We start from the raw sequence: 23,466 nt of genomic DNA on the forward strand, positions 1-23,466 counted from the left end.
TGTCCTGACCGAGCCGAAAGGAGACGGCGATGAATCAAGAGGTGATGAATCTCTTCAATCCGGCGGCTCCGGCGCCCACGTTCGATCAGATCAAGATCTCGATCGCGAGCCCGGACAAGATCGCGTCGTGGTCGTTCGGCGAGATCAAGAAGCCCGAGACCATCAACTACCGCACGTTCAAGCCGGAGCGCGACGGCTTGTTCTGCGCGCGCATCTTCGGGCCGATCAAGGACTACGAGTGCTTGTGCGGCAAGTACAAGCGCATGAAGTACAAGGGCATCATCTGCGAGAAGTGCGGCGTGGAGGTTACCCTCTCGCGCGTGCGCCGCGAGCGTATGGGCCATATCGAGTTGGCGGCTCCGGTTGCCCACATCTGGTTCCTGAAGTCGCTGCCCAGCCGCATCGGCCTGCTGCTCGACATGACGCTCAAGGATCTCGAGCGCATCCTGTACTTCGAGTACTACTGCGTGTTGGAGCCCGGCCTCACCCCCTTGAAGGAGCGTCAGCTTCTCTCCGAGGTCGACTACCTGCGCGCGCAGGAAGAGTATGGCGATGACAGCTTCACCGCGATGATCGGGGCCGAGGCCATCCGCGAGCTTCTGCGGGGGATGGATCTCGAGCAGATCGCGGCGAATCTGCGCAAGGAGATCGCCGAGGCGACTACCGAGCTGAAGCCGAAGAAGCTCGCCAAGCGGCTGAAGATCGTCGAGGCCTTCCAGATGTCCGGCAACAAGCCGGAATGGATGATCCTGACGCATGTGCCGGTCATCCCGCCGGACCTGCGCCCGCTGGTGCCGCTGGACGGCGGTCGCTTCGCGACGTCGGATCTCAACGATCTCTACCGCCGCGTCATCAACCGTAACAATCGCCTGAAGCGGCTGATCGAGCTGAAGGCGCCGGACATCATCATCCGCAACGAGAAGCGCATGCTTCAGGAATCGGTGGATGCGCTGTTCGACAACGGCCGCCGCGGCCGCGTCATCACGGGTGCCAACAAGCGCCCGCTGAAGTCGCTCGCCGACATGCTGAAGGGCAAGCAGGGCCGGTTCCGCCAGAACCTGCTCGGCAAGCGCGTCGACTATTCCGGCCGTTCGGTGATCGTGGTCGGTCCCGAGCTCAAGCTGCACCAGTGCGGCCTGCCGAAGAAGATGGCGCTGGAGCTGTTCAAGCCCTTCATCTATTCGCGCCTCGACGCGAAGGGCCTCAGCGCGACCGTGAAGCAGGCGAAGAAGCTGGTCGAGAAGGAGCGTCCCGAGGTGTGGGACATCCTCGACGAGGTGATCCGCGAGCATCCGGTGATGCTGAACCGCGCGCCGACGCTGCATCGCCTCGGCATCCAGGCGTTCGAGCCCACCCTGATCGAAGGCAAGGCGATCCAGCTCCACCCGCTGGTCTGCGCCGCCTTCAACGCGGACTTCGACGGCGACCAGATGGCGGTGCACGTGCCGCTGTCGATCGAAGCGCAGCTCGAAGCCCGCGTCCTGATGATGTCGACCAACAACATCCTGCACCCGGCGAACGGCGCGCCGATCATCGTGCCCTCGCAGGATATCGTGCTGGGTCTCTACTACCTGACGCTGATGCGCGACGGCGAGCCCGGCGAGGGCATGGCCTTTGCCAATATGGGCGAGATCGATCACGCCCTCGGCAGCAAGGTCATCACGCTGCACTCGAAGATCCGCGGTCGCTACATCGGCGTGGACGAGAACGGCGAGCGCGTCTCGAAGATCTACGAGACCACGCCCGGCCGCCTCAAGCTCGGCGAACTGTTGCCCAAGAATCCCAAGATCCCCTTCGACGTCGTCAACAAGCTGATGACCAAGAAGGAAATCTCCAACATGATCGACACCGTCTACCGCCACTGCGGCCAGAAGGAGACGGTGATCTACTGCGACCGGATCATGGCGCTGGGCTTCCACCACGCCTTCAAGGCGGGCATCTCCTTCGGCAAGGACGACATGGTCGTGCCGGGCAAGAAGTGGGATCTGGTCGAGGAGACCCGTGCGCTCACCAAGGAATACGAGCAGCAGTACAATGACGGCCTGATCACCCAGGGCGAGAAGTACAACAAGGTGGTCGATGCCTGGGGCAAGTGCACCGATCGCATCGCCGACGAGATGATGAAGGAGATTTCCGCGGTCAAGAAGGACCCGGAAACCGGCCGTGCCAAGCAGATCAACTCGATCTACATGATGAGCCACTCCGGGGCGCGCGGTTCGCCGGCGCAGATGAAGCAGCTCGCGGGCATGCGCGGCCTGATGGCCAAGCCCTCGGGCGAGATCATCGAGAGCCCGATCATCTCGAACTTCAAGGAAGGCCTCTCGGTTCTCGAGTACTTCAACTCGACCCACGGTGCTCGCAAGGGCCTCGCGGACACCGCGCTGAAGACGGCGAACTCCGGCTACCTGACCCGTCGCCTCGTCGACGTGGCGCAGGACAGCATCATCACGACCCTCGACTGCGGAAGCTCCAACGGCATCGGCATGCGGGCGATCGTCGATGCCGGCCAGATCGTCGCCTCGCTGGGCTCGCGCGTTCTCGGCCGCACGGCGGCGGAGGATATCGTCGAGCCGGCGACAGGCAACGTGATCGTGCCGATGGGGCGAATGATCGAGGAAGCCGACGTCGAGCGCATCTCGAAGGCCGGCATCCAGGAGATCAAGATCCGCTCCGTGCTGACCTGCGAGGCGAAGAACGGCGTCTGCGCGACGTGCTACGGCCGTGACCTTGCGCGTGGTACGCCCGTCAACATGGGCGAGGCCGTCGGTGTCATCGCAGCCCAGTCGATCGGCGAGCCGGGCACCCAGCTCACCATGCGCACCTTCCACATCGGTGGTGCGGCGACGCTGGCCGATTCCTCGTTCATGGAATCGAGCTTCGAGGGCACGGTGCGGATCCGTAACCGCAACGTGGCGCGCAACTCGGAGGGCGAGCTGATCGCGATGAGCCGCAACCTGTCCGTGGTGATCGTCGATCACGACGGAACGGAGCGTGCGGTGCACCGCATCCAGTTCGGCGCCAAGCTGAAGGTGGACGAGGGCGACAAGATCAAGCGCGGCCAGCGGATCGCCGAATGGGATCCGTACACCCGCCCGATCCTGACCGAGGTCGACGGCACCGTCGGCTTCGAGGATCTGGTCGAGGGGGCGTCGCTGAGCGAGACGGTCGACGAATCGACGGGCATCGCCAAGCGCGTCGTCACCGACTGGCGCACCGGCCGCGGTTCGGAGCTGCGTCCCGCGATCGTGGTGAAGGGTTCGGACGGCAAGGTGGCCAAGCTCGCCCGTGGTGGCGATGCGCGCTATGCCCTGCCGGTCGAAGCGATCATCTCGGTCGATCCGGGTGCCGGTATCAAGGCGGGCGACGTTCTGGCGCGCGTACCGACCGAAAGCGCCAAGACCCGCGACATCACGGGCGGCCTGCCGCGCGTGGCGGAGCTGTTCGAGGCACGGCGGCCGAAGGATGCGGCGATCATCGCTGAAATCGCCGGCACCATCCGCTTCGGCAAGGACTACAAGAACAAGCGCCGCCTCACGATCGAGCCGCAGGATTCGACCGATGATGCGGTCGAGTACCTGATCCCGAAGGGCAAGCACATCCATCTTCAGGATGGCGACCTCGTCGAGAAGGGCGACTTCATCGTCGACGGCAACCCGGCGCCGCACGACATCCTGGCGATCAAGGGCGTCGAGGAACTCGCCGCTTATCTCGTCAACGAGATCCAGGAGGTCTACCGGCTGCAGGGCGTGCTGATCAACGACAAGCACATCGAGGTGATCGTCCGGCAGATGCTGCAGAAGGTCGAGATCGACGACGCCGGAGACAGCGATCTGCTCACCAACGAGCAGGTCGACGCCTCCGAACTCGACGAGATCAACGAGAAGCTCATCGCGGAAGGCAAGAAGACGGCGTCCGGGCATCCGGTTCTGCTCGGCATCACCAAGGCCTCGCTGCAGACGCGCTCGTTCATCTCCGCCGCCTCCTTCCAGGAGACGACGCGGGTGCTGACCGAAGCGGCCGTCAATGGCAAGTCGGACGACCTTGGCGGTCTCAAGGAGAACGTGATCGTCGGCCGGCTGATCCCGGCCGGCACCGGCGCCCAGATGGCGAAGCTGCGCGTGACCGCGACGTCGCGCGACGACCTCATCCTCGCCCAGCAGGCCGAGGACGAGGGCGTCGTCAAGCCGGCGATCGAAGGGCCTGCGGCGGCGGAGTGATCCGCTGCCGTCCCTTCGACGGAAACGATAAAGGGCCGCTCCGTTGCCGGAGCGGCCCTTTTCCTTTCAGAACTCGTCGTCTGTTCAGACGACCGAGAGCTTCACGTCGAGGCTGTTGCGGGTTGCGTGGGAGTAGGGGCACACAATGTGCGCTTTCTGCACCAGGTCCTCCGCCGTGGCCTTGTCGATGCCGGGCAGGTGGATGGCGAGCGCCACGTCGAGGCCGAAGCCGGTGCCGTCGTCGCGCGGCCCGATACCGACGGACGACGTCACAGTGCTGTCTTCACTCACCTTGACCTTGGCCTGACTGGCCACGAACTTCACCGCGCCGAGGAAGCAGGCCGCATAGCCGGCGGCGAACAACTGCTCGGGATTGTTACCCTCGCCGCCGGGGCCGCCCAACTCCTTGGGGGTGACGAGCGTTACCTTGAAGGCTCCGTCGGTGGTCGCGGCCGAACCCGTCCGTCCGCCGGTGGCAGTCGCGCCCGTCTTGTACAGCACTTTCATATCCGTCTCCTGCGCGTTGGATCGTTTATAGATATCGCGATCACATATCGCTTGCGAAGTATCTAATAGCGTCAGTCACCGCCCTTGTCCAGAAGAAATATCGCGCGCGATATAAATCGCCGACTCGAAACGCTCTGGCGCTGAACACGAAGAGGTGAGGGGGCGCGACTCGCGCCTCCGCATTTCGGGCGGATGCGGCTCGATCATCCTCGCCCGGATGCAGCGTCGTGTGAGAAAGAAGCGCTTGAGTCCTTATGACGGTCACCAATGGCCGGTGGCGATCCGTTAATTGGTCCGAAGGGGTTGACTATGAACGAGTCGCCGCGTAGAAGGCCCGGACTTTCGCGGCAGGCGGTCGGCTTTACCGCGTTCGGACGCCCAGTCTGGACGAAGAAATCCGAGACGCTGCCGGGACAAGGTGTACGACCATATCAGGCGCATGATCGAACGTTTACCGAAATCGGTGGCGTACGATCCTCTGAACGTGCAGCGCCCTCGGCCGTGTTCCGGCCGGCGGCGCTTATTTCGTTCGCGAATATGCGTGTCGGGATGATGTCGTGACGTGTTCCCGGTCCGGTGAGAGCAAAAATGCGGTTGCGGCCGCGCAAACAGGGTTCGCGAGGGCAATTGTCCTCGCTAGCGAGACGAAGGCGAGAGACGTGCCGACGATCAACCAGCTGATCCGCAAGCCGCGGGAGGCCCAGAAGGCCCGCAACAAGGTTCCGGCGCTTCAGGCGAGCCCGCAGAAGCGCGGCGTTTGCACCCGCGTCTACACCACGACCCCGAAGAAGCCGAACTCGGCGCTTCGCAAGGTTGCGAAGGTTCGTCTGACCAACGGCTACGAAGTCATCGGGTACATTCCGGGTGAAGGTCACAATCTTCAGGAACACTCGGTCGTCATGATCCGTGGTGGTCGCGTCAAGGACCTTCCGGGCGTGCGTTACCACATCCTGCGCGGCGTGCTCGATACCCAGGGCGTCAAGAACCGTAAGCAGCGCCGTTCGAAGTACGGCGCGAAGCGGCCGAAGTGATTTAGGAGCTCGAACGATGTCCCGTCGCCACCGTGCAGAGCGCCGCGAAGTCAATCCGGATCCCAAGTTCGGGTCTGAGGTGCTGAGCCGCTTCATGAACGCCGTCATGTATGACGGCAAGAAGTCCGTCGCCGAGCAGATCGTCTATGGCGCGCTCGACGTGGTCGAGGCCCGCGCCAAGCAGGAGCCGCTGGGTGTCTTCATCCAGGCGCTCGACAATGTGAGCCCCTCGATCGAGGTCCGCTCCCGTCGCGTCGGCGGCGCCACCTACCAGGTGCCGGTCGAGGTTCGTCCCGAGCGCCGCCAGGCGCTGGCGATCCGCTGGCTGATCATTGCGGCCCGCGCCCGCAACGAGAAGACCATGGTGGAGCGTCTGTCGGGCGAACTGCTCGACGCGTCCAACAACCGCGGCACCGCCGTCAAGAAACGTGAAGATACCCACCGCATGGCGGAGGCGAACCGCGCCTTCTCTCACTACCGCTGGTGATGACGAGAGCCGGTACGAGGAACTGAAATGTCGCGCACGCACGCTATCGAGGACTACCGCAACTTCGGCATCATGGCTCACATCGATGCCGGCAAGACCACCACGACCGAGCGGATCCTCTACTACACGGGTAAGAGCCACAAGATCGGCGAAGTCCATGATGGCGCCGCCACCATGGACTGGATGACCCAGGAGCAGGAGCGCGGCATCACGATCACGTCGGCCGCGACGACCGCCTTCTGGCATGGCAAGCGCCTGAACATCATCGACACTCCCGGCCATGTCGACTTCACCATCGAGGTCGAGCGTTCGCTGCGCGTGCTCGACGGCGCTGTTTGCGTGCTCGACGGCAACCAGGGCGTCGAGCCGCAGACCGAGACGGTGTGGCGTCAGGCGGACAAGTACAACGTGCCGCGCATCGTGTTCGTCAACAAGATGGACAAGACCGGTGCCGACTTCTTCCGTTGCGTCGAGATGATCATCGACCGCGTGGATGGCAAGCCGGTGTGCTGCCAGCTGCCGATCGGCTCCGAGAGCAATTTCAAGGGCATCATCGACCTCGTCCGCATGAAGGCGGTCGTGTGGGACAATGAAGAGCTCGGCGCGAAGTATCATGACGAGGAGATCCCGGCGGAGCTTCTCGACCAGGCGATCGAGTATCGCGGCAAGCTGCTGGAAGCCGCCGTCGAGCTCGACGACGAGGTTCTGACCAACTATCTCGACGGCGTTGAGCCGGACGAGGCGACCCTCAAGGGCCTCATCCGCAAGGCGGTTATCGGGCGCGTCTTCAACCCCGTGTTCTGCGGTTCGGCCTTCAAGAACAAGGGCGTGCAGCCGCTGCTCGACGCGGTGTGCGACTTCCTGCCGTCGCCCATCGATCGCGGCGCGATCAAGGGCATCGATTTCGACACGGAAGAAGAGACCGTTCGCAAGCCGAGCGACTCCGATCCGCTGTCGGTCCTCGCGTTCAAGATCATGGACGACCCGTTCGTCGGGACCATCACCTTCTGCCGCATCTACTCGGGCAAGCTCGAGACCGGCATGGGTCTGCTTAATTCGACCCGCGACAAGAAGGAGCGCGTCGGGCGCATGCTGCTCATGCATGCGAACAACCGCGAAGACATCAAGGAAGCCTATGCCGGCGACATCGTCGCCCTGGCCGGTCTCAAGGAAGTACGCACCGGCGATACGCTGTGCGATCCCGCGAAGCCTGTCATCCTTGAGAAGATGGAGTTCCCCGAGCCGGTCATCGAGATCGCGATCGAGCCGAAGTCGAAGGCTGACCAGGAGAAGCTGGGCCTCGCCCTGGCGAAGCTTGCGGCCGAGGACCCGTCCTTCCGCGTGTCGACCGATTTCGAAAGCGGCCAGACCATCCTCAAGGGCATGGGCGAACTGCACCTCGACATCAAGGTCGACATCCTGAAGCGCACCTACAAGGTCGACGCGAATATCGGCGCCCCGCAGGTTGCCTATCGCGAGACGATCACCCGCAAGACCGAGATCGACTACACGCACAAGAAGCAGACCGGTGGTACCGGTCAGTTTGCCCGCGTGAAGTTCGTGGTCGAGCCGAATGAAGTCGGCAAGGGCTTCGGCTTCGAGAGCAAGATCGTCGGCGGTGCGGTGCCGAAGGAATACATCCCTGGCGTGACCAAGGGGCTGGAAAGCGTGCTCGGTTCGGGCGTGCTCGCCGGCTTCCCGGTGGTAGACGTCAAGGTCGAGCTGATCGACGGCGCCTACCACGAAGTCGACTCGTCGGCCCTGGCCTTCGAAATCGCCTCGCGTGCGGCCTTCCGCGAAGCCCTGCAGAAGGGCGCTCCGGTGCTGCTCGAGCCGATCATGAAGGTCGAGGTCGTGACGCCGGAAGACTATACGGGTTCGGTTATCGGCGACCTCAACTCCCGCCGCGGCCAGATCCAGGGGCAGGACATGCGCGGCAATGCGAACGTCATCAATGCGATGGTGCCGCTCGCCAACATGTTCGGCTACGTCAATACGCTGCGTTCCTTCAGCCAGGGCCGCGCGACCTTCACCATGCAGTTCGACCACTATGAGCAGGTGCCGTCGAACGTCGCGCAGGAGGTTCAGGCCAAGTACGCCTGAGGCGTCGGTCTGAGCTGTCTGCGTAATCCTTGATCATCAGTGTAAGAAATTCGACCGGCGGAGAGTCCCGTGGCCAAAGAGAAGTTCAACCGTAGTAAGCCGCACTGCAACATTGGAACGATTGGGCATGTTGACCATGGCAAGACGTCCCTGACGGCGGCGATCACGAAGGTTCTGGCGGAAGCCGGCGGGGCGACGTTCACGGCGTACGACCAGATCGACAAGGCGCCGGAAGAGAAGGCGCGCGGCATCACGATCTCGACGGCGCATGTCGAGTACGAGACGAAGAACCGCCACTACGCGCATGTCGACTGCCCCGGCCATGCCGACTATGTGAAGAACATGATCACCGGCGCGGCGCAGATGGACGGCGCGATCCTGGTGGTGTCGGCGGCGGACGGCCCGATGCCGCAGACGCGCGAGCACATCCTCCTGGCGCGCCAGGTCGGCGTTCCGGCTCTGGTGGTGTTCCTGAACAAGTGCGACATGGTCGACGATCCGGAGCTTCTGGAGCTGGTCGAGCTCGAGGTTCGCGAGCTGCTGTCGAAGTACGACTTCCCGGGCGACGACATCCCGATCGTGCGCGGCTCGGCGCTGGTGGCGCTGGAGAACGGCGACCCGGTGCTGGGTCACGACGCGATCCTCGAGCTGATGACGCAGGTGGACGCGTATATCCCGCAGCCGGAGCGTCCGGTTGACCTGCCGTTCCTGATGCCGATCGAAGACGTGTTCTCGATCTCGGGTCGTGGCACGGTGGTGACGGGGCGCGTCGAGCGCGGGATCATCAAGGTCGGCGAGGAAGTCGAGATCGTGGGCATCCGCCCGACGGTGAAGACGACGGTGACCGGCGTCGAGATGTTCCGCAAGCTTCTGGACCAGGGCCAGGCGGGCGACAATGTCGGCGTCCTGCTGCGCGGCACGAAGCGCGAGGACGTGGAGCGCGGCCAGGTGGTGTGCAAGCCGGGTTCGGTGAAGCCGCACACGAAGTTCAAGGCCGAGGCGTACATCCTGACGAAGGAGGAGGGCGGCCGCCATACGCCGTTCTTCACGAACTACCGCCCGCAGTTCTACTTCCGCACGACGGACGTGACGGGCGTGGTGACCCTGCCGGAAGGCACGGAAATGGTGATGCCGGGCGACAACATCTCGGTGGACGTGCAGCTGATCGTGCCGATCGCGATGGAAGAGAAGCTGCGCTTCGCCATCCGTGAAGGCGGCCGCACCGTCGGCGCCGGCGTCGTCGCCGCCATCATCGAGTGAGTCTTTGAATCGGGAGGGGCGCACGGTTCGGCCGGCGCGCCCTTCTTTCCTGGTGCTCGACTGAGCCCACATGGCGAGCCCCAACGTGGCGCACCCTCCGGGAGCCTGAAGTCAAATGAACGGCCAGAACATTCGGATCCGCCTCAAGGCGTTCGACCACCGCATACTGGACGCCTCGACGCGCGAGATCGTCAACACGGCGAAGCGTACGGGTGCCCAGGTTCGCGGACCTATTCCGCTGCCCACGCGGATCGAGAAATTCACGGTCAATCGCTCGCCGCACGTGGACAAGAAGTCGCGTGAACAGTTCGAGATGCGCACCCACAAGCGCCTCCTCGACATAGTCGACCCGACGCCCCAGACGGTGGACGCGCTGATGAAGCTCGACCTCGCCGCCGGCGTCGACGTCGAGATCAAGCTCTGAGAAAGGCGAGGGGGACATGGCCATGAGGTCAGGCGTCATCGCCCAGAAGGTCGGAATGACCCGCATCTTTACCGATGCCGGCGAACACGTTCCGGTCACTGTGCTGAAAGTCGATAATTGCCAGGTGGTTGCCCACCGGACGGTCGACAAGAACGGATATGTCGCGGTGCAGCTCGGCGTGGGTCACGCCAAGCCGCAGAACACGCCGCGGGCGATGCGGGGGCACTTCGCGGTAGCGAAGGTCGAGCCCAAGCGCAAGCTCGCCGAGTTCCGCGTCGAGGAAGACGGGTTGATCCCGGTCGGCGCGGAGCTGACGGTCGATCACTTCGTCGTCGGCCAGTTCGTCGATGTGACGGGTACCTCCACCGGCAAGGGCTTTGCCGGCGGCATGAAGCGTCACAACTTCGGCGGTCTGCGTGCGACGCACGGTGTGTCGATCTCGCACCGTTCGATCGGTTCGACCGGTGGCCGTCAGGACCCCGGCAAGACCTTCAAGAACAAGAAGATGCCCGGTCATATGGGTGTCGAGACCGTCACCACGCAGAACCTCAAGGTGGTTCTGACCGATGTTGAGCGCGGCCTGATCGCGGTCGAGGGTGCGGTGCCGGGCCACAAGGGCGGCTGGATCCTGGTCGCTGATGCCGTGAAGAAGAAGCTGCCGGCCGAGGCGCCGAAGCCGGGCAAGTTCCGCCTGCCTGGTTCCGACGAGCCGGCTGCGGATGTCGCCCCGGCGACTGAAGTCGTCGCCGAGGAGGGTGTGTGATGGAACTCGCCGTCAAGACTCTTGAAGGAGCCGATGCCGGCTCCGTGACGGTGTCGGATGCCATTTTCGGCCTCGACCCCCGTCAGGACATCCTGCATCGCTGCGTGGTGTGGCAGCTCTCGCGCCGTCAGGCCGGGACGCATCAGACCCTGTCGCGCGCGGACGTCAACCGCACCAAGCGGAAGATGTACAAGCAGAAGGGCACCGGTGGCGCGCGTCACGGCGCGGCTTCCGCGCCGCAGTTCCGTGGCGGCGCGAAGGCGTTCGGGCCGGTTGCGCGCAGCCATGCGAGCGACCTGCCGAAGAAGGTGCGGGCGCTGGCGCTGAAGCATGCGCTCTCGTCGAAGGCGAAGGATCAGCAGATCGTCGTGCTCGATGACGCGGTGCTGTCGGAGCCGAAGACCAAGCTGCTCAAGGAGCGGTTGGCGGGTCTCGGCCTCAGCAATGCTCTGGTGGTGTCGGGCGCCGAGGTGGATGCTAACTTCGGTCTCGCCTCGCGCAACATCGGCCACCTCGACGTGCTGCCCGTCCAGGGCATCAATGTCTACGACATCCTGCGCCGTCACACGCTCGTGCTGACCAAGGCGGCTGTCGATGCGCTGGAGGCGCGCTTCAAATGAGTCTCGATCCGCGCCACTACGACGTGATCGTCTCTCCCATCATCACGGAGAAGGCGACCAACGCGTCCGAGTTCAACAAGGTCGTTTTCAAGGTCGCGCCGACGGCTACCAAGCCGCAGATCAAGGAAGCGATCGAGAAGCTCTTCGACGTCAAGGTCAAGAGCGTCAACACGCTGGTCCGCAAGGGCAAGACGAAAGTCTTCCGCGGTCGCAAGGGCGTGCAGTCCGACGTGAAGAAGGCGGTCGTGACCCTCGAAGAGGGCCATACCATCGACATCACGACGGGTCTGTGAGCCGGTAGGAGATCAGAGACATGGCTCTCAAAACCTTCAAGCCGGTCACGCCGAGCCTGCGACAGCTGGTGATCGTCGACCGCTCCGGGCTCTACAAGGGCAAGCCGGTCAAGACCCTGACCGAGGGCAAGAGCAGCTCGGGTGGCCGCAATAATGCGGGCCGCGTGACTGTTCGGTTCCGCGGTGGCGGTCACAAGCAGGCCTACCGTCTGGTCGACTTCAAGCGGGCCAAGCGCGACATGGCCGGCGTGGTGGAGCGGATCGAATACGATCCCAACCGCACCGCTTTCATTGCGCTGATCAAGTACGAGGACGGCGAACTCGCCTACATCCTCGCGCCGCAGCGCCTTGCTGTCGGCGACAGCGTGGTGGCCGGCAAGTCGGTCGACGTGAAGCCGGGCAATGCCGCGCCGCTCAGCAATCTGCCGGTCGGCACGATCGTGCACAATGTCGAGCTGAAGATCGGCAAGGGTGGCCAGATCGCCCGCTCCGCCGGCTCGTACGCGCAGATCGTCGGCCGCGACCAGGGCTACGTGATCCTGCGCCTGAATTCGGGCGAGCAGCGGCTTGTTCACGGTGATTGCTACGGCACGGTGGGCGCGGTTTCCAACCCCGACCACATGAACACCAATCTGGGCAAGGCCGGCCGCAATCGCTGGCTGGGCCGCAAGCCTCATAACCGCGGCGTCACGATGAACCCGGTCGATCACCCGCATGGCGGTGGCGAAGGGCGGACCTCGGGCGGACGTCATCCGGTGACCCCGTGGGGCAAGCCGACCAAGGGCAAGAAGACCCGGTCGAACAAGTCGACCACGAAGTTCATCGTGTCCAGCCGGCACGCCCGCAAGAAGTGAGCGAGGGAAACTAGGAAATGTCTCGATCGGTCTGGAAAGGTCCGTTCGTCGACGGCTACCTCCTCAAGAAGGCGGAAGCCGCGCGCGGTTCGGGTCGTCACGAGGTGATCAAGATCTGGAGCCGTCGCTCCACGATCCTGCCCCAGTTCGTTGGGCTCACCTTCGGTGTCTACAACGGCAACAAGCATGTCCCCGTCTCGGTGAACGAGGACATGGTCGGCCACAAGTTCGGCGAGTTCTCGCCGACCCGTACCTATTACGGGCATGCGGCCGACAAGAAAGCCAAGCGGAAGTGAGGCGGGAAAGAAATGGGTAAGGCAGCTCGTCCGCGCGCGCTCGCGGATACGGAAGCCAAGGCGGTCGCGCGGAACCTGCGCGTCAGCCCGCAGAAGCTCAATCTGGTCGCCGGTCTCATCCGCGGCAAGAAGGTTTCGGCGGCGCTCGCCGACCTGCAGTTCTCGCGCAAGCGGATCGCGGGCGACGTCAAGAAGTGCCTGGAGTCGGCCATCGCCAATGCCGAGAACAACCATGAGCTCGATGTCGACGATCTCATCGTCGCCGAAGCCCATGTGGGCAAGGGCCTGGTGATGAAGCGTTTCGCGGCGCGTGCCCGCGGTCGCGCCAGCCGTATCGAGAAGCCGTTCTCGCACATCACCATCGTGGTGCGTGAAGTCGAGGGGAAGGCCTGATGGGTCAGAAGGTCAATCCGGTCGGGCTGCGGCTCGGCATCAACCGTACCTGGGACTCGCGCTGGTTCGCCGGCAAGAGCGAGTACGGCCAGCTGCTTCACGAGGACATCAAGATCCGCGAGATGCTGTTCAAGCTGCTGAAGCAGGCGGCGGTCAGCAAGATCGTGATCGAGCGCCCGCACAAGAAGTGCCGCGTGACCATCCACTCGGCTCGGCCGGGCGTGGTCATCGGCAAGAAGGGCGCGGACATCGACAAGCTGCGCAAGAAGGTCGCCGAGATGACCAACTCGGAGGTCTTCATCAACATTGTCGAGATCCGCAAGCCGGAAATCGACGCGCGCCTCGTCGCCGAATCGATCGCTCAGCAGCTTGAGCGCCGCGTGGCATTCCGTCGCGCCATGAAGCGCGCGGTGCAGTCGGCGATCCGTCTCGGCGCCGAAGGCATTCGTATCAACTGCTCCGGCCGGCTCGGCGGCGCCGAAATCGCGCGTCTCGAGTGGTATCGTGAAGGGCGCGTGCCGCTTCACACCTTGCGCGCCGACGTGGATTACGGTACGGCCACCGCCTTCACGACCTATGGCACCTGTGGTGTGAAGGTCTGGATCTTCAAGGGCGAGATTCTCGAGCACGATCCGATGGCGCAGGACAAGCGCCAGGCGGATTCGGAGCCGTCGGGCGGTCGCTCCTCGCGTCGCGACGCGGCGTGAGACGATTAGAGAAGGAATAAGAGGCGCGACATGCTGCAACCGAAGCGCACGAAGTTCCGCAAGCAGTTCAAGGGCCGCATCAGCGGCGCTGCGAAGGGCGGAACTGACCTCAATTTCGGCCAGTTCGGCCTGAAGGCCCTCGAGCCGGAGCGCGTCACCGCGCGCCAGATCGAAGCGGCCCGCCGTGCTCTGACCCGTCACATGAAGCGTGCGGGCCGGGTGTGGATCCGCGTGTTCCCCGACGTGCCGGTTTCCAAGAAGCCGACCGAAGTCCGCATGGGCAAGGGCAAGGGCGCTCCCGAATTCTGGGCGGCCAAGGTGAAGCCCGGCCGCATCATGTTCGAGATCGACGGCGTGAGCCAGGAGATCGCGAAGGAAGCGCTGACACTGGCGGCGGCGAAGCTGCCGATCAAGACGCGCTTCGTCGAGCGCATTGCGGAGTGAGGGAGGCGATCATGGCGAAGGGTTCCACCGGGTCCGACCTGCGGACCAAGACCCCGGACGAGCTCTCCGACGAGCTTCTGAAGCTCAAGAAGGAGCAGTTCAACCTGCGCTTCCAGCGCGCCACCGGGCAGCTTGAGAACACCGCGCAGGTGCGTCAGATCCGCCGCAATATCGCGCGGATCAAGACGGTTCAGGGTCAGAAGGCCGCGTCCGCGGCCAAGGCGAAGTGAGGAGAAGACGATGCCGAAGCGTTTGCTGCAGGGCGTCGTGGTGAGCGACAAGCAGGACAAGACCGTCGTGGTCCGTGTCGAGCGTCGTTTCACGCATCCGCTGCTGAAGAAGACGGTCCGCCGTTCCAAGAAGTATCACGCCCATGACGAGGCGAATTCCTGGAAGGAAGGCGACACCGTTTGGATCGAGGAGAGCCGTCCTCTGTCCAAGTTGAAGCACTGGGTCGTGGTCCAGGGCGAGAAGCGGATCGAAGTCTGATCCGCTGACGGTTGAGCTTCCCGGAAACGGGTTTGAGAGTGCCCCGGCTCACCGGCGGCGCGCAGGATTACGAGAAACAGGTGCGTCATGATCCAGATGCAGACCAATCTCGACGTGGCGGACAATTCCGGCGCGCGTCGCGTCATGTGCATCAAGGTGCTTGGCGGTTCGAAGCGTAAATACGCCCATGTCGGCGACATCATCGTGGTGTCGGTGAAGGAGGCTATTCCGCGCGGCCGCGTGAAGAAGGGCGACGTGATGAAGGCGGTCGTTGTACGCACCGCCAAGGACATCCGTCGGGCCGACGGCTCCGTCATCCGCTTCGACCGCAACGCGGCCGTTCTGATCAACAATCAGAAGGAGCCCGTCGGTACGCGTATCTTCGGGCCGGTGCCGCGCGAGCTGCGCGCGAAGAACCACATGAAGATCATTTCGCTGGCGCCGGAGGTGCTGTGATGGCGGCTAAAATCAAGAAGGGCGACAAGGTCGTCGTTCTCGCCGGCCGCGACAAGGGCCGCACCGGCGAGGTATTCGAGGTGATTCCGAAGGAGAACACCGCGAAGGTTCGCGGCGTGAACCTGGTGAAGCGCCATCAGCGGCAGACCGCGAACCAGGAAGGCGGGATCATCTCCAAGGAGGCCCCGATCCACCTGTCGAACGTCGCGATCGCCGATCCGAAGGACGGCAAGCCGACCCGCGTCGGTTTCCTTGTGCAGGCGGACGGGACCAAGGTGCGCGTCGCCAAGCGCTCGGGGGAGAAGATCGATGGCTGAGGCCACTTATAGCCCGCGGCTGAAGGACTATTACGAGTCCGTCGTCCGCCCGAAGATGATCGAGCAGTTCGGCTACAAGAACCCCATGGAAGTGCCGACGATCGACAAGATCGTCATCAACATGGGCGTGGGCGAAGCCACCGCCGACACCAAGAAGGTCCAGACCGCCGCGGCGGATCTCGCGATGATCGCCGGCCAGAAGCCGGTCGTCACCCGGGCGCGCAAGGCGATCTCGAACTTCAAGCTGCGCGAGAACCAGCCGGTCGGTGCGAAGGTCACGCTGCGCAAGACGCGTATGTACGAGTTCGTCGATCGGCTCGTGAACATCGCCTTGCCGCGCGTGCGCGACTTCCGTGGCCTGAATCCCAAGAGCTTCGACGGCCGCGGCAACTACGCCCTCGGCATCAAGGAGCACATCGTGTTCCCCGAGATCAACTACGACAAGGTTGATCAGATGTGGGGCATGGACATCATCGTCTGCACCACGGCGAAGACGGACGAAGAGGCGCGCGCGCTTCTGAAGGCCTTCAACTTCCCGTTCCGGCAGTAAGCATCCCCTTCCGGCCGTGAGGCGACAGCCTCAAACGCGGAGAGCTAGGAGCAAGAGCATATGGCGAAGAAGAGCGCGGTCGAGAAGAACGAGCACCGCCGCAAGCTGGTCAAGAACTATTCCGGCAAGCGGTCTCGTCTCAAGGCCCTGATCAACGACAAGGAACTGCCGATCGAGGACCGCTTCGCGGCGGTCCTCAAGCTCGCGCAGCTTCCGCGCAATTCGGCGAAGGTCCGCATCCGCAACCGTTGCGAGGTGACCGGCCGTCCGCGTGCGTTCTATCGCAAGCTGAAGATGAGCCGTATCGCGCTCCGCGAGCTCGGCTCGCAGGGCCAGATTCCCGGTCTCGTGAAGTCCAGCTGGTGAGGGAGGGCTGATCCATGTCGACCACTGATCCGATTGGCGATCTCATCACCCGCATCCGTAATGCGCAGATGCGCCGCAAGGAGAAGATCTCCACCCCCGGTTCGCGCCTGCGCGCGTCCGTGCTGGAGGTTCTCACCGCCGAGGGCTTCATCCGCGGCTACACCGCTTCCGAGCCGGTGAACGGGCGCAGCGAGTTCGAGATCGAGCTCAAGTACTATGACGGCGAGCCCGTGATCCGCGAGATCGCGCGCGTGTCGAAGCCCGGCCGGCGCGTTTATTCGTCGGTCAAGACCCTTCCGCGCGTCGCCAACGGTCTCGGCGTCGCTGTCGTCTCGACGCCCCAGGGCGTGATGGCGGACCACGAAGCTCGCGACAAGAACGTGGGCGGCGAAGTCCTCTTCACCGTGTTCTGATCGTCGAGGGAGAGAGCACATGTCGAAGATCGGCAAAGCCACCATTTCCGTTCCGTCCGGCGTTACCGCCGCGATCGACGGCCAGACCGTGAAGGTCAAGGGCCCGAAGGGCGCGCTGCAGGTCGACCTCGTCGAGGAGATCGGCGCGAAGCTCGAAAACAACGTGATCAGCTTCGAGCCGCGCGGCGAGACGAACCGCCACAAGGCGATGTGGGGTCTGTCCCGCACGCTGGTGTCGAACCTGGTCGAGGGCGTCACGAAGGGCTTCGAAAAGAAGCTCGAGATCAGCGGCGTCGGCTACAAGGCTGCGGTGCAGGGCAAGAACCTGAACCTCTCGCTGGGCTATTCGCACGACGTGATCTACCAGATCCCGGAAGGGATCCAGATCGTGACGCCGAAGCCGACGGAAATCGTCGTTACCGGCATCGACCGCCAGAAGGTCGGGCAGGTTGCCGCCGAGATCCGCGAGTTCCGCGGTCCCGAGCCCTACAAGGGCAAGGGCGTCAAGTACGCTGGCGAATTCATCTTCCGCAAGGAAGGCAAGAAGAAGTAACGGAACCGAATCATGGCTATCAAACAGGACGCTACCGAGCGCCGTAAGGCGCGTGTCCGTCGTGCGATCCGCGCGGCGGCGAACGGGCGGCCGCGCCTTTCGGTGCATCGCTCGTCCAAGCACATCTATGCACAGGTGATCGATGATGCCCGTGGCATCACCGTCGCCGCCGCTTCGACCCTCGAGAAGGACCTGCGGTCCAGCCTGAAGACCGGCGCCGACGTGGCGGCGGCCCAGGCTATCGGCAAGCTCGTCGCCGAGCGTGCGATTGCCGCCGGGGTGAAGGACGTGGTGTTTGACCGCGGCGCCTTCATCTTTCACGGCCGCGTCAAGGCGCTCGCCGATGCCGCCCGTGAGGGCGGCCTGAACTTCTGATCACGAGCGGGTCGACCGCGGAAAGACGAGGATAAGATCATGGCTCGTGAGCGTGAACGCGAGGATCGTGACAATACGTTCGTGGACAAGCTCGTCCACATCAACCGCGTCGCCAAGGTGGTGAAGGGCGGCCGGCGCTTTGGTTTCGCCGCGCTCGTCGTCGTCGGCGACCAGAAGGGCCGCGTCGGCTTCGGCCACGGCAAGGCGCGCGAAGTGCCGGAAGCCATCCGCAAGGCGACGGAAGCCGCCAAGCGCGCGTTGATCCGCGTGCCGCTGCGCGAGGGCCGCACCCTGCATCACGACGTGCACGGCCATCACGGCGCCGGCAAGGTCGTCCTGCGGGCGGCTCCGGCGGGTACCGGCATCATCGCCGGCGGCCCGATGCGCGCCGTGTTCGAGACGCTCGGCATGCAGGACGTGGTGGCGAAGTCGTTCGGCTCGTCCAACCCGTACAACATGGTGCGTGCGACCTTCGACGCCCTGAAGAACCAGGACAGCCCGCGCCTCGTTGCGGCCCGCCGCACGATCAAGGTCTCGCAGCTGCAGGCCCGCCGCCGCGTCGACGACGCCGAAGCGACCGACTGACGGAGGGGATCATGGCAAACGACAAGACCATCACGGTCGAGCAGATCGGCAGCCCGATCCGCCGCCCCGGCGACCAGCGCGCGACTCTCGTCGGCCTGCGCCTCAACAAGCTCGGGCGCCGCTCGACGCTTCAGGACACCCCGGCGGTCCGTGGCATGATTGCCAAGGTCAGCCATCTCGTGCGCATCGTCGAAGCGTGACGGTGGGGCAGGGAGAGGGACGATGAGCAGCCTCAACACGATCAAGGACAATGACGGCGCCCGCAAGAAGCGGATGCGCGTCGGCCGGGGTATCGGCTCCGGCAAGGGCAAGACCGGCGGTCGCGGCGTGAAGGGTCAGACCTCGCGCACGGGCGTCGCGATCAAGGGGTTCGAAGGCGGCCAGATGCCGTTGCATCGGCGTCTGCCGAAGCGTGGCTTCACCAACATCTTCGCGCTGGACTGGAACGAGATTTCGCTCGGCCGGATCCAGACGGCGATCGATGCCGGCAAGCTCGACGCGTCGGCTCCGGTCACCGAAGCGGCGCTCGTCGCGTCGGGCGCCCTGCGGCGCGCCAAGGCCGGCGTTCGTGTTCTCGGCTCGGGCGAGCTGACCAGCGCGATCAAGCTCGAAGCGGCGCACGTGACCAAGTCGGCCGTGGCTGCGGTCGAGAAGGCCGGCGGCACCGTAACGCTGCTGGTCGCCTCTGGCGAAGCGGACGCCTGACACTTAAGTCAGGCGTTCATTACCATCAGGGCACAAGGCGAGGAGCTCAGCCAGCATGGCCTCGGCAGCGGAACAACTCGCGGCAAACCTCAATTTCGGTGCTCTGGCAAAAGCCGAAGAACTGAAGAAGCGCATCTGGTTCACACTGGGTGCGCTTCTCGTTTATCGGCTGGGCACCTATATCCCGATGCCGGGCATCAACCCGGATGCGCTGGCGGACGTGTTCCGCAACGCGCAGCAGGGCATCATCGGCCTGTTCAATATGTTCTCGGGCGGCGCGGTCTCGCGCATGGCGATCTTCGCCCTGAACATCATGCCCTACATCTCTGCCTCCATCATCATCCAGCTGCTGACCACCGTCTCGCCGACGCTGGAGGCGCTGAAGAAGGAGGGTGAGTCCGGTCGCAAGCAGATCAACCAGTACACCCGCTACCTCACCGTCGTGCTGGCGGTGTTCCAGTCCTACGGCATCGCCGTCGGGCTCGAGGGATCGGGCGCCGTCGTTTCGGATCCCGGCTGGTTCTTCCGCATCTCCACGGTGATCACGCTCACCGGCGGCACCATGTTCCTGATGTGGCTCGGCGAGCAGATCACCTCGCGCGGTATCGGCAACGGTATCTCGCTGATCATCTTCGCGGGCATCGTCGCCGAACTTCCCTCGGCGATTGCGGGAACGCTGGAGCTCGGGCGTCAGGGCGCGATCTCGACCGGCCTGATCCTGGGCGTGATCGTGATGGTCATCGCGGTGATCATGTTCATCGTCTTCATGGAGCGCGCCCAGCGCCGGCTGCTGATCCAGTATCCGAAGCGACAGGTCGGCAATAAGGTGTACGAGGGCCAATCGTCGCACCTGCCGCTCAAGCTGAACTCCTCCGGCGTCATTCCCCCGATCTTCGCCTCATCGCTGCTGCTGATTCCGACCACGATCGCGAACTTCACGCAGGGCCAGGGGCCGGAGTGGATGACGACGATCACCACCCATCTCGGGCACGGCCGGCCGCTCTTCATGCTGCTGTATGTGCTGCTGATCGTGTTCTTCTGCTTCTTCTACACGGCGATCGTCTTCAATCCGACGGAGACGGCGGACAACCTCAAGAAGCACGGCGGCTTCATCCCGGGCATCCGGCCGGGCGAGCGCACCGCCGAGTATATCGACTATGTGCTGACTCGCATCACGGTCATCGGTGCGGCTTACCTTGCTGTCGTGTGCCTGTTCCCGGAGATCCTGATCTCCTACGCCTCGGTTCCGTTCTACTTCGGCGGCACCTCGCTTCTAATCGTCGTCAGCGTGACGATGGATACGGTTGCGCAGGTGCAGGGACATCTGCTGGCGCACCAGTATGAAGGGCTGGTCAAGAAGGCCAAGCTGAGGGGGAAGCGTCGATGAGGCTGATTCTGCTGGGCCCGCCCGGAGCCGGGAAGGGAACTCAGGCGCAGAGGTTGGTGGCCAGGCACGGGATCGTGCAGCTCTCCACGGGAGACATGTTGCGGGCGGCTGTTGCCGCCTGCACCCCGATCGGGCTCAAGGCAAAGTCGGTGATGGACGCCGGGCAACTGGTGTCCGACGATATCGTCATCGGCATCGTGGCGGATCGGATCGACGAGCCGGACGCGCGCAAGGGCTTCATCCTCGACGGCTTTCCGCGCACGGTCGCCCAGGCCGAAGCGCTCGATTCGATGCTGGCCGAGAAGGGCCTGAAGCTCGATGCGGTGATCGAACTGAAGGTCGATCAGGCCAAGCTGGTCGACCGTATCGTCCAGCGTGCTCGCGAAACCGCCGCCCGCGGCGAGCCGGTGCGCAAGGATGACGATCCCGAGGTGTTCAAGACTCGGCTCGAGGCGTTCAACCGCGATACGGCGGTGGTGGCCCCGTATTATCAGTCGCGCGGGCTCCTCGTATCCATCGACGGCATGCAGCCGATCGACGAGGTGACCAAGGCGATCGGGGACATTCTCGAAACCGTGTAGACGGGCGGGCGTGGTTGGCTTGACATCGCGCCGATCCTCGTCTATGTGCCCCGCTTCATTCCATCAAACGCATCCTCCTGACGCCCCAGGGATGTCAGGTGGTGCGCTTGTGCCGCTTCTCCGCAAGGGCCGGCCTCCACCGGACGCGGAGTAATTCAATTCACCGGAGCATCGCTTCGGTCCACATGGAGAGACCAACGTGGCCCGCATTGCAGGCGTCAATATCCCGACCAACAAGCGCGTCGTGATCGCGCTCCAGTACATCCACGGCATTGGCGCGAAGAAGGCCGAGGAGATCGTGGAGAAGGTCGGCATCCCGGCCGAGCGTCGCGTGAACCAGCTGACCGACCAGGAAGTGCTGCAGATCCGCGAGACGATCGACCGCGACTATATCGTGGAAGGCGATCTGCGCCGCGAGGTCGCGATCAACATCAAGCGCCTGATGGATCTCGGCTGCTATCGCGGCCTGCGTCACCGTCGCGGCCTGCCCGTGCGCGGCCAGCGCACCCACACCAACGCCCGCACCCGCAAGGGTCCGGCGAAGCCGATCGCCGGCAAGAAGAAGTGATTTTCCGCGACGGCGGGGCCGGCAGAGCCGGCCTCGCATCGTCGCGTTCGTCTGACAACGTCGTCCCGAGCGCCTGGCACTACGGGCGCGCCTGAAGGATCAAGGATCTATGGCCAAGGAAGCTACCCGCATCAAGCGTCGCGAGCGCAAGAACATCGCCTCCGGCGTCGCGCATGTGAACGCCTCGTTCAACAACACGATGATCACCATCACCGACGCGCAGGGCAACACGATTGCCTGGTCGTCGGCCGGCGCGATGGGCTTCAAGGGCTCGCGCAAGTCGACCCCCTATGCGGCGCAGGTCGCCGCCGAGGACTGCGCTCGCAAGGCCAGCGAGCACGGCATGCGCACCCTTGAGGTCGAGGTGTCGGGGCCCGGTTCCGGGCGTGAGTCGGCGCTCCGCGCGCTGCAGGCGGCCGGTTTCACGGTCACCTCGATCCGGGACGTGACGCCGATCCCGCACAATGGCTGCCGCCCGCGCAAGCGCCGGCGCGTCTGACATATTTCAGTTCGGACCGCGTCGCCGCAGGGTGGCGCGGTCCGCAGCCGCGTTTGGCATTTCCTCCCGCGTTTTGCGGGGGCGGGCTGTGCGGCCACCGGGCCGATGCCCGTCGAAAGGCAAGGGTGACGCAAGTGATTCAGAAGAATTGGCAAGAGCTGATCAAGCCGGAGAAGCTCGACGTCTCCTTGGGGCGTGATCCCAAGCGTCTCGCCACCGTCGTGGCGGAGCCGCTGGAGCGCGGCTTCGGCCAGACGCTCGGCAACGCGCTGCGGCGTATCCTGCTGTCGTCGCTGCAGGGCGCAGCGGTGACCTCCGTCCATATCGACGGCGTGCTGCACGAGTTCTCGTCGATCCCCGGCGTGCGCGAGGACGTGACCGACATCGTCCTCAACATCAAGGACATCGCCATCAAGATGCAGGGCGATGGCCCCAAGCGCATGGTGGTGAAGAAGCAGGGCCCCGGCATCGTTACCGCCGGCGACATCCAGACCGTCGGCGACGTCCAGGTTCTCAACCCCGAGCTCGTGCTGTGCACCCTCGACGAGGGCGCCGAGATCCGCATGGAATTCACCGTCGATACCGGCAAGGGCTATGTTGCGGCCGACCGCAACCGCCCCGAGGACGCGCCGATCGGGCTGATCCCGGTCGACAGCCTCTACTCGCCGGTCAAGAAGGTCTCCTACAAGGTCGAGAACACCCGTGAGGGCCAGATCCTCGACTATGACAAGCTGACCCTCTCCATCGAGACCAACGGCTCGATCGGTCCCGAGGATGCGCTGGCCTATGCCGCGCGAATCCTGCAGGACCAGCTTGAGATCTTCGTGAATTTCGAGGAGCCCAAGCGCGAGACCGAAAGCCCGGTCATGCAGGAGCTGCCGTTCCCGACGGCGCTGCTGAAGAAGGTGGACGAGCTCGAACTGTCGGTGCGTTCGGCGAACTGCCTGAAGAACGACAACATCGTCTATATCGGCGACCTGATCCAGAAGACCGAGGCGGAGATGCTCCGTACCCCGAACTTCGGCCGCAAGTCGCTGAACGAGATCAAGGAAGTTCTCGCCAGCATGGGCCTGCATCTCGGCATGGAAGTGCCGGGCTGGCCGCCGGAGAACATCGAGGATCTCGCCAAGCGCTTCGAAGATCACTACTGAGCATCACGCGCGGCATTCGAGCCGCTCCAACCCTGTCCGGCTCGAAAGCCGCCGCATTGTAGGAATTTCGCC

32 protein-coding genes are annotated in these 23,466 nt (G+C 64.1%); 31 read left to right on the plus strand and 1 reads right to left on the minus strand.

Going from position 1 to position 23,466, the window contains the following annotated elements; translation table 11 throughout:
* The first annotated feature begins 29 nt into the window (after positions 1-29).
* The gene (gene rpoC / locus ACEUEL_RS05940; RefSeq protein WP_405703127.1) at positions 30-4,217 is read left to right on the plus strand and encodes a DNA-directed RNA polymerase subunit beta'; all 4,188 of its coding nucleotides are present in this window, start codon (positions 30-32) and stop codon (positions 4,215-4,217) included.
* Positions 4,218-4,301: 84 nt separating this feature from the next.
* Here rpoC and ACEUEL_RS05945 read toward each other — a convergent pair whose 3' ends face one another.
* Positions 4,302-4,724 carry an organic hydroperoxide resistance protein gene (locus tag ACEUEL_RS05945; RefSeq protein ID WP_405703128.1) on the minus strand — a complete coding sequence of 141 codons (423 nt, stop codon included), beginning with the start codon at positions 4,722-4,724 and terminating at the stop codon, positions 4,302-4,304.
* A gap of 659 nt (positions 4,725-5,383) precedes the next feature.
* On the opposite strand from ACEUEL_RS05945, the gene rpsL reads away from it, so the two are divergent.
* The 30 genes from rpsL (at position 5,384) to ACEUEL_RS06095 (ending at position 23,394) form a co-directional block, all read left to right on the plus strand.
* On the plus strand, positions 5,384-5,755 hold the full coding sequence (rpsL, locus tag ACEUEL_RS05950) for a 30S ribosomal protein S12 (RefSeq protein WP_018390597.1): 372 nt from the start codon (positions 5,384-5,386) through the stop codon (positions 5,753-5,755).
* A gap of 16 nt (positions 5,756-5,771) precedes the next feature.
* On the plus strand, positions 5,772-6,242 hold the full coding sequence (gene rpsG, locus ACEUEL_RS05955) for a 30S ribosomal protein S7 (RefSeq protein WP_405703130.1): 471 nt from the start codon (positions 5,772-5,774) through the stop codon (positions 6,240-6,242).
* Between the two features lie 27 nt (positions 6,243-6,269).
* The gene (gene fusA / locus ACEUEL_RS05960; protein WP_405703131.1) at positions 6,270-8,345 is read left to right on the plus strand and encodes an elongation factor G; all 2,076 of its coding nucleotides are present in this window, start codon (positions 6,270-6,272) and stop codon (positions 8,343-8,345) included.
* Positions 8,346-8,414: 69 nt separating this feature from the next.
* Positions 8,415-9,605 (plus strand): elongation factor Tu, encoded by a 1,191-nt coding sequence (gene tuf / locus ACEUEL_RS05965; RefSeq protein ID WP_405703114.1) that lies wholly within the window; start codon positions 8,415-8,417, stop codon positions 9,603-9,605.
* A 115-nt stretch (positions 9,606-9,720) separates the two neighbouring features.
* Positions 9,721-10,029, plus strand: coding sequence for a 30S ribosomal protein S10 (gene rpsJ / locus ACEUEL_RS05970; protein WP_068022220.1), 309 nt, complete (start codon positions 9,721-9,723; stop codon positions 10,027-10,029).
* 22 nt (positions 10,030-10,051) lie between these two features.
* Positions 10,052-10,792: a 50S ribosomal protein L3 gene (rplC, locus tag ACEUEL_RS05975; RefSeq protein ID WP_405706592.1), complete on the plus strand. Its 741-nt coding sequence runs from the start codon at positions 10,052-10,054 to the stop codon at positions 10,790-10,792.
* Positions 10,792-11,412, plus strand: coding sequence for a 50S ribosomal protein L4 (gene rplD / locus ACEUEL_RS05980; RefSeq protein ID WP_405703133.1), 621 nt, complete (start codon positions 10,792-10,794; stop codon positions 11,410-11,412). The genes rplC and rplD overlap by 1 nt, the downstream gene beginning before the upstream one ends.
* Entirely contained in the window at positions 11,409-11,705 is a 297-nt protein-coding gene (locus ACEUEL_RS05985) for a 50S ribosomal protein L23 (protein ID WP_405703136.1), read from the plus strand. Before rplD ends, ACEUEL_RS05985 begins: the two co-directional genes overlap by 4 nt.
* Positions 11,706-11,725: 20 nt before the next feature.
* Entirely contained in the window at positions 11,726-12,559 is an 834-nt protein-coding gene (gene rplB, locus ACEUEL_RS05990) for a 50S ribosomal protein L2 (protein WP_405703139.1), read from the plus strand.
* Between the two features lie 17 nt (positions 12,560-12,576).
* Positions 12,577-12,855, plus strand: a complete 279-nt coding sequence (gene rpsS, locus ACEUEL_RS05995) for a 30S ribosomal protein S19 (protein WP_405703141.1) — start codon at positions 12,577-12,579, stop codon at positions 12,853-12,855.
* A 12-nt stretch (positions 12,856-12,867) separates the two neighbouring features.
* Positions 12,868-13,248 carry a 50S ribosomal protein L22 gene (gene rplV, locus ACEUEL_RS06000; protein WP_405703143.1) on the plus strand — a complete coding sequence of 127 codons (381 nt, stop codon included), beginning with the start codon at positions 12,868-12,870 and terminating at the stop codon, positions 13,246-13,248.
* Positions 13,248-13,955: a 30S ribosomal protein S3 gene (rpsC, locus tag ACEUEL_RS06005; RefSeq protein ID WP_405703146.1), complete on the plus strand. Its 708-nt coding sequence runs from the start codon at positions 13,248-13,250 to the stop codon at positions 13,953-13,955. Before rplV ends, rpsC begins: the two co-directional genes overlap by 1 nt.
* Before the next feature lie 30 nt (positions 13,956-13,985).
* Positions 13,986-14,399 carry a 50S ribosomal protein L16 gene (rplP, locus tag ACEUEL_RS06010; RefSeq protein WP_405703149.1) on the plus strand — a complete coding sequence of 138 codons (414 nt, stop codon included), beginning with the start codon at positions 13,986-13,988 and terminating at the stop codon, positions 14,397-14,399.
* 11 nt (positions 14,400-14,410) lie between these two features.
* Complete coding sequence (rpmC, locus tag ACEUEL_RS06015) at positions 14,411-14,629, plus strand: 50S ribosomal protein L29 (RefSeq protein WP_405703152.1); 219 nt, start codon at positions 14,411-14,413, stop codon at positions 14,627-14,629.
* 10 nt (positions 14,630-14,639) lie between these two features.
* A complete protein-coding gene (gene rpsQ / locus ACEUEL_RS06020) occupies positions 14,640-14,888 on the plus strand; it encodes a 30S ribosomal protein S17 (protein ID WP_405703155.1) in 249 nt (82 codons plus the stop codon).
* A gap of 87 nt (positions 14,889-14,975) precedes the next feature.
* Complete coding sequence (gene rplN / locus ACEUEL_RS06025) at positions 14,976-15,344, plus strand: 50S ribosomal protein L14 (protein ID WP_029355712.1); 369 nt, start codon at positions 14,976-14,978, stop codon at positions 15,342-15,344.
* Positions 15,344-15,661 (plus strand): 50S ribosomal protein L24, encoded by a 318-nt coding sequence (rplX, locus tag ACEUEL_RS06030; RefSeq protein WP_405703158.1) that lies wholly within the window; start codon positions 15,344-15,346, stop codon positions 15,659-15,661. Before rplN ends, rplX begins: the two co-directional genes overlap by 1 nt.
* On the plus strand, positions 15,654-16,211 hold the full coding sequence (gene rplE / locus ACEUEL_RS06035; protein ID WP_405703160.1) for a 50S ribosomal protein L5: 558 nt from the start codon (positions 15,654-15,656) through the stop codon (positions 16,209-16,211). The genes rplX and rplE overlap by 8 nt, the downstream gene beginning before the upstream one ends.
* Before the next feature lie 60 nt (positions 16,212-16,271).
* Positions 16,272-16,577, plus strand: a complete 306-nt coding sequence (rpsN, locus tag ACEUEL_RS06040) for a 30S ribosomal protein S14 (protein WP_405703163.1) — start codon at positions 16,272-16,274, stop codon at positions 16,575-16,577.
* A gap of 14 nt (positions 16,578-16,591) precedes the next feature.
* Positions 16,592-16,990: a 30S ribosomal protein S8 gene (rpsH, locus tag ACEUEL_RS06045; protein ID WP_405703166.1), complete on the plus strand. Its 399-nt coding sequence runs from the start codon at positions 16,592-16,594 to the stop codon at positions 16,988-16,990.
* A gap of 19 nt (positions 16,991-17,009) precedes the next feature.
* Positions 17,010-17,543: a 50S ribosomal protein L6 gene (gene rplF / locus ACEUEL_RS06050; protein ID WP_405703169.1), complete on the plus strand. Its 534-nt coding sequence runs from the start codon at positions 17,010-17,012 to the stop codon at positions 17,541-17,543.
* A gap of 12 nt (positions 17,544-17,555) precedes the next feature.
* On the plus strand, positions 17,556-17,918 hold the full coding sequence (rplR, locus tag ACEUEL_RS06055) for a 50S ribosomal protein L18 (RefSeq protein WP_405703171.1): 363 nt from the start codon (positions 17,556-17,558) through the stop codon (positions 17,916-17,918).
* 39 nt (positions 17,919-17,957) lie between these two features.
* On the plus strand, positions 17,958-18,503 hold the full coding sequence (rpsE, locus tag ACEUEL_RS06060) for a 30S ribosomal protein S5 (protein WP_405703174.1): 546 nt from the start codon (positions 17,958-17,960) through the stop codon (positions 18,501-18,503).
* Positions 18,504-18,514: 11 nt separating this feature from the next.
* Entirely contained in the window at positions 18,515-18,703 is a 189-nt protein-coding gene (gene rpmD, locus ACEUEL_RS06065) for a 50S ribosomal protein L30 (protein ID WP_405703176.1), read from the plus strand.
* A gap of 22 nt (positions 18,704-18,725) precedes the next feature.
* Positions 18,726-19,208 carry a 50S ribosomal protein L15 gene (gene rplO, locus ACEUEL_RS06070; RefSeq protein ID WP_405703178.1) on the plus strand — a complete coding sequence of 161 codons (483 nt, stop codon included), beginning with the start codon at positions 18,726-18,728 and terminating at the stop codon, positions 19,206-19,208.
* A gap of 55 nt (positions 19,209-19,263) precedes the next feature.
* Positions 19,264-20,595, plus strand: coding sequence for a preprotein translocase subunit SecY (gene secY / locus ACEUEL_RS06075; RefSeq protein ID WP_405703180.1), 1,332 nt, complete (start codon positions 19,264-19,266; stop codon positions 20,593-20,595).
* Positions 20,592-21,176, plus strand: a complete 585-nt coding sequence (locus ACEUEL_RS06080) for an adenylate kinase (protein ID WP_405703183.1) — start codon at positions 20,592-20,594, stop codon at positions 21,174-21,176. The genes secY and ACEUEL_RS06080 overlap by 4 nt, the downstream gene beginning before the upstream one ends.
* A 199-nt stretch (positions 21,177-21,375) precedes the next feature.
* Positions 21,376-21,744: a 30S ribosomal protein S13 gene (gene rpsM / locus ACEUEL_RS06085; RefSeq protein WP_213340784.1), complete on the plus strand. Its 369-nt coding sequence runs from the start codon at positions 21,376-21,378 to the stop codon at positions 21,742-21,744.
* Positions 21,745-21,853: 109 nt separating this feature from the next.
* Positions 21,854-22,243, plus strand: a complete 390-nt coding sequence (gene rpsK, locus ACEUEL_RS06090; protein WP_405703186.1) for a 30S ribosomal protein S11 — start codon at positions 21,854-21,856, stop codon at positions 22,241-22,243.
* A gap of 125 nt (positions 22,244-22,368) precedes the next feature.
* Positions 22,369-23,394 (plus strand): DNA-directed RNA polymerase subunit alpha, encoded by a 1,026-nt coding sequence (locus tag ACEUEL_RS06095; RefSeq protein ID WP_405703188.1) that lies wholly within the window; start codon positions 22,369-22,371, stop codon positions 23,392-23,394.
* Positions 23,395-23,466: the final 72 nt, after the last annotated feature.

It is taken from the genome of Ancylobacter terrae (assembly GCF_045108345.1).
Lineage (GTDB): Bacteria > Pseudomonadota > Alphaproteobacteria > Rhizobiales > Xanthobacteraceae > Ancylobacter.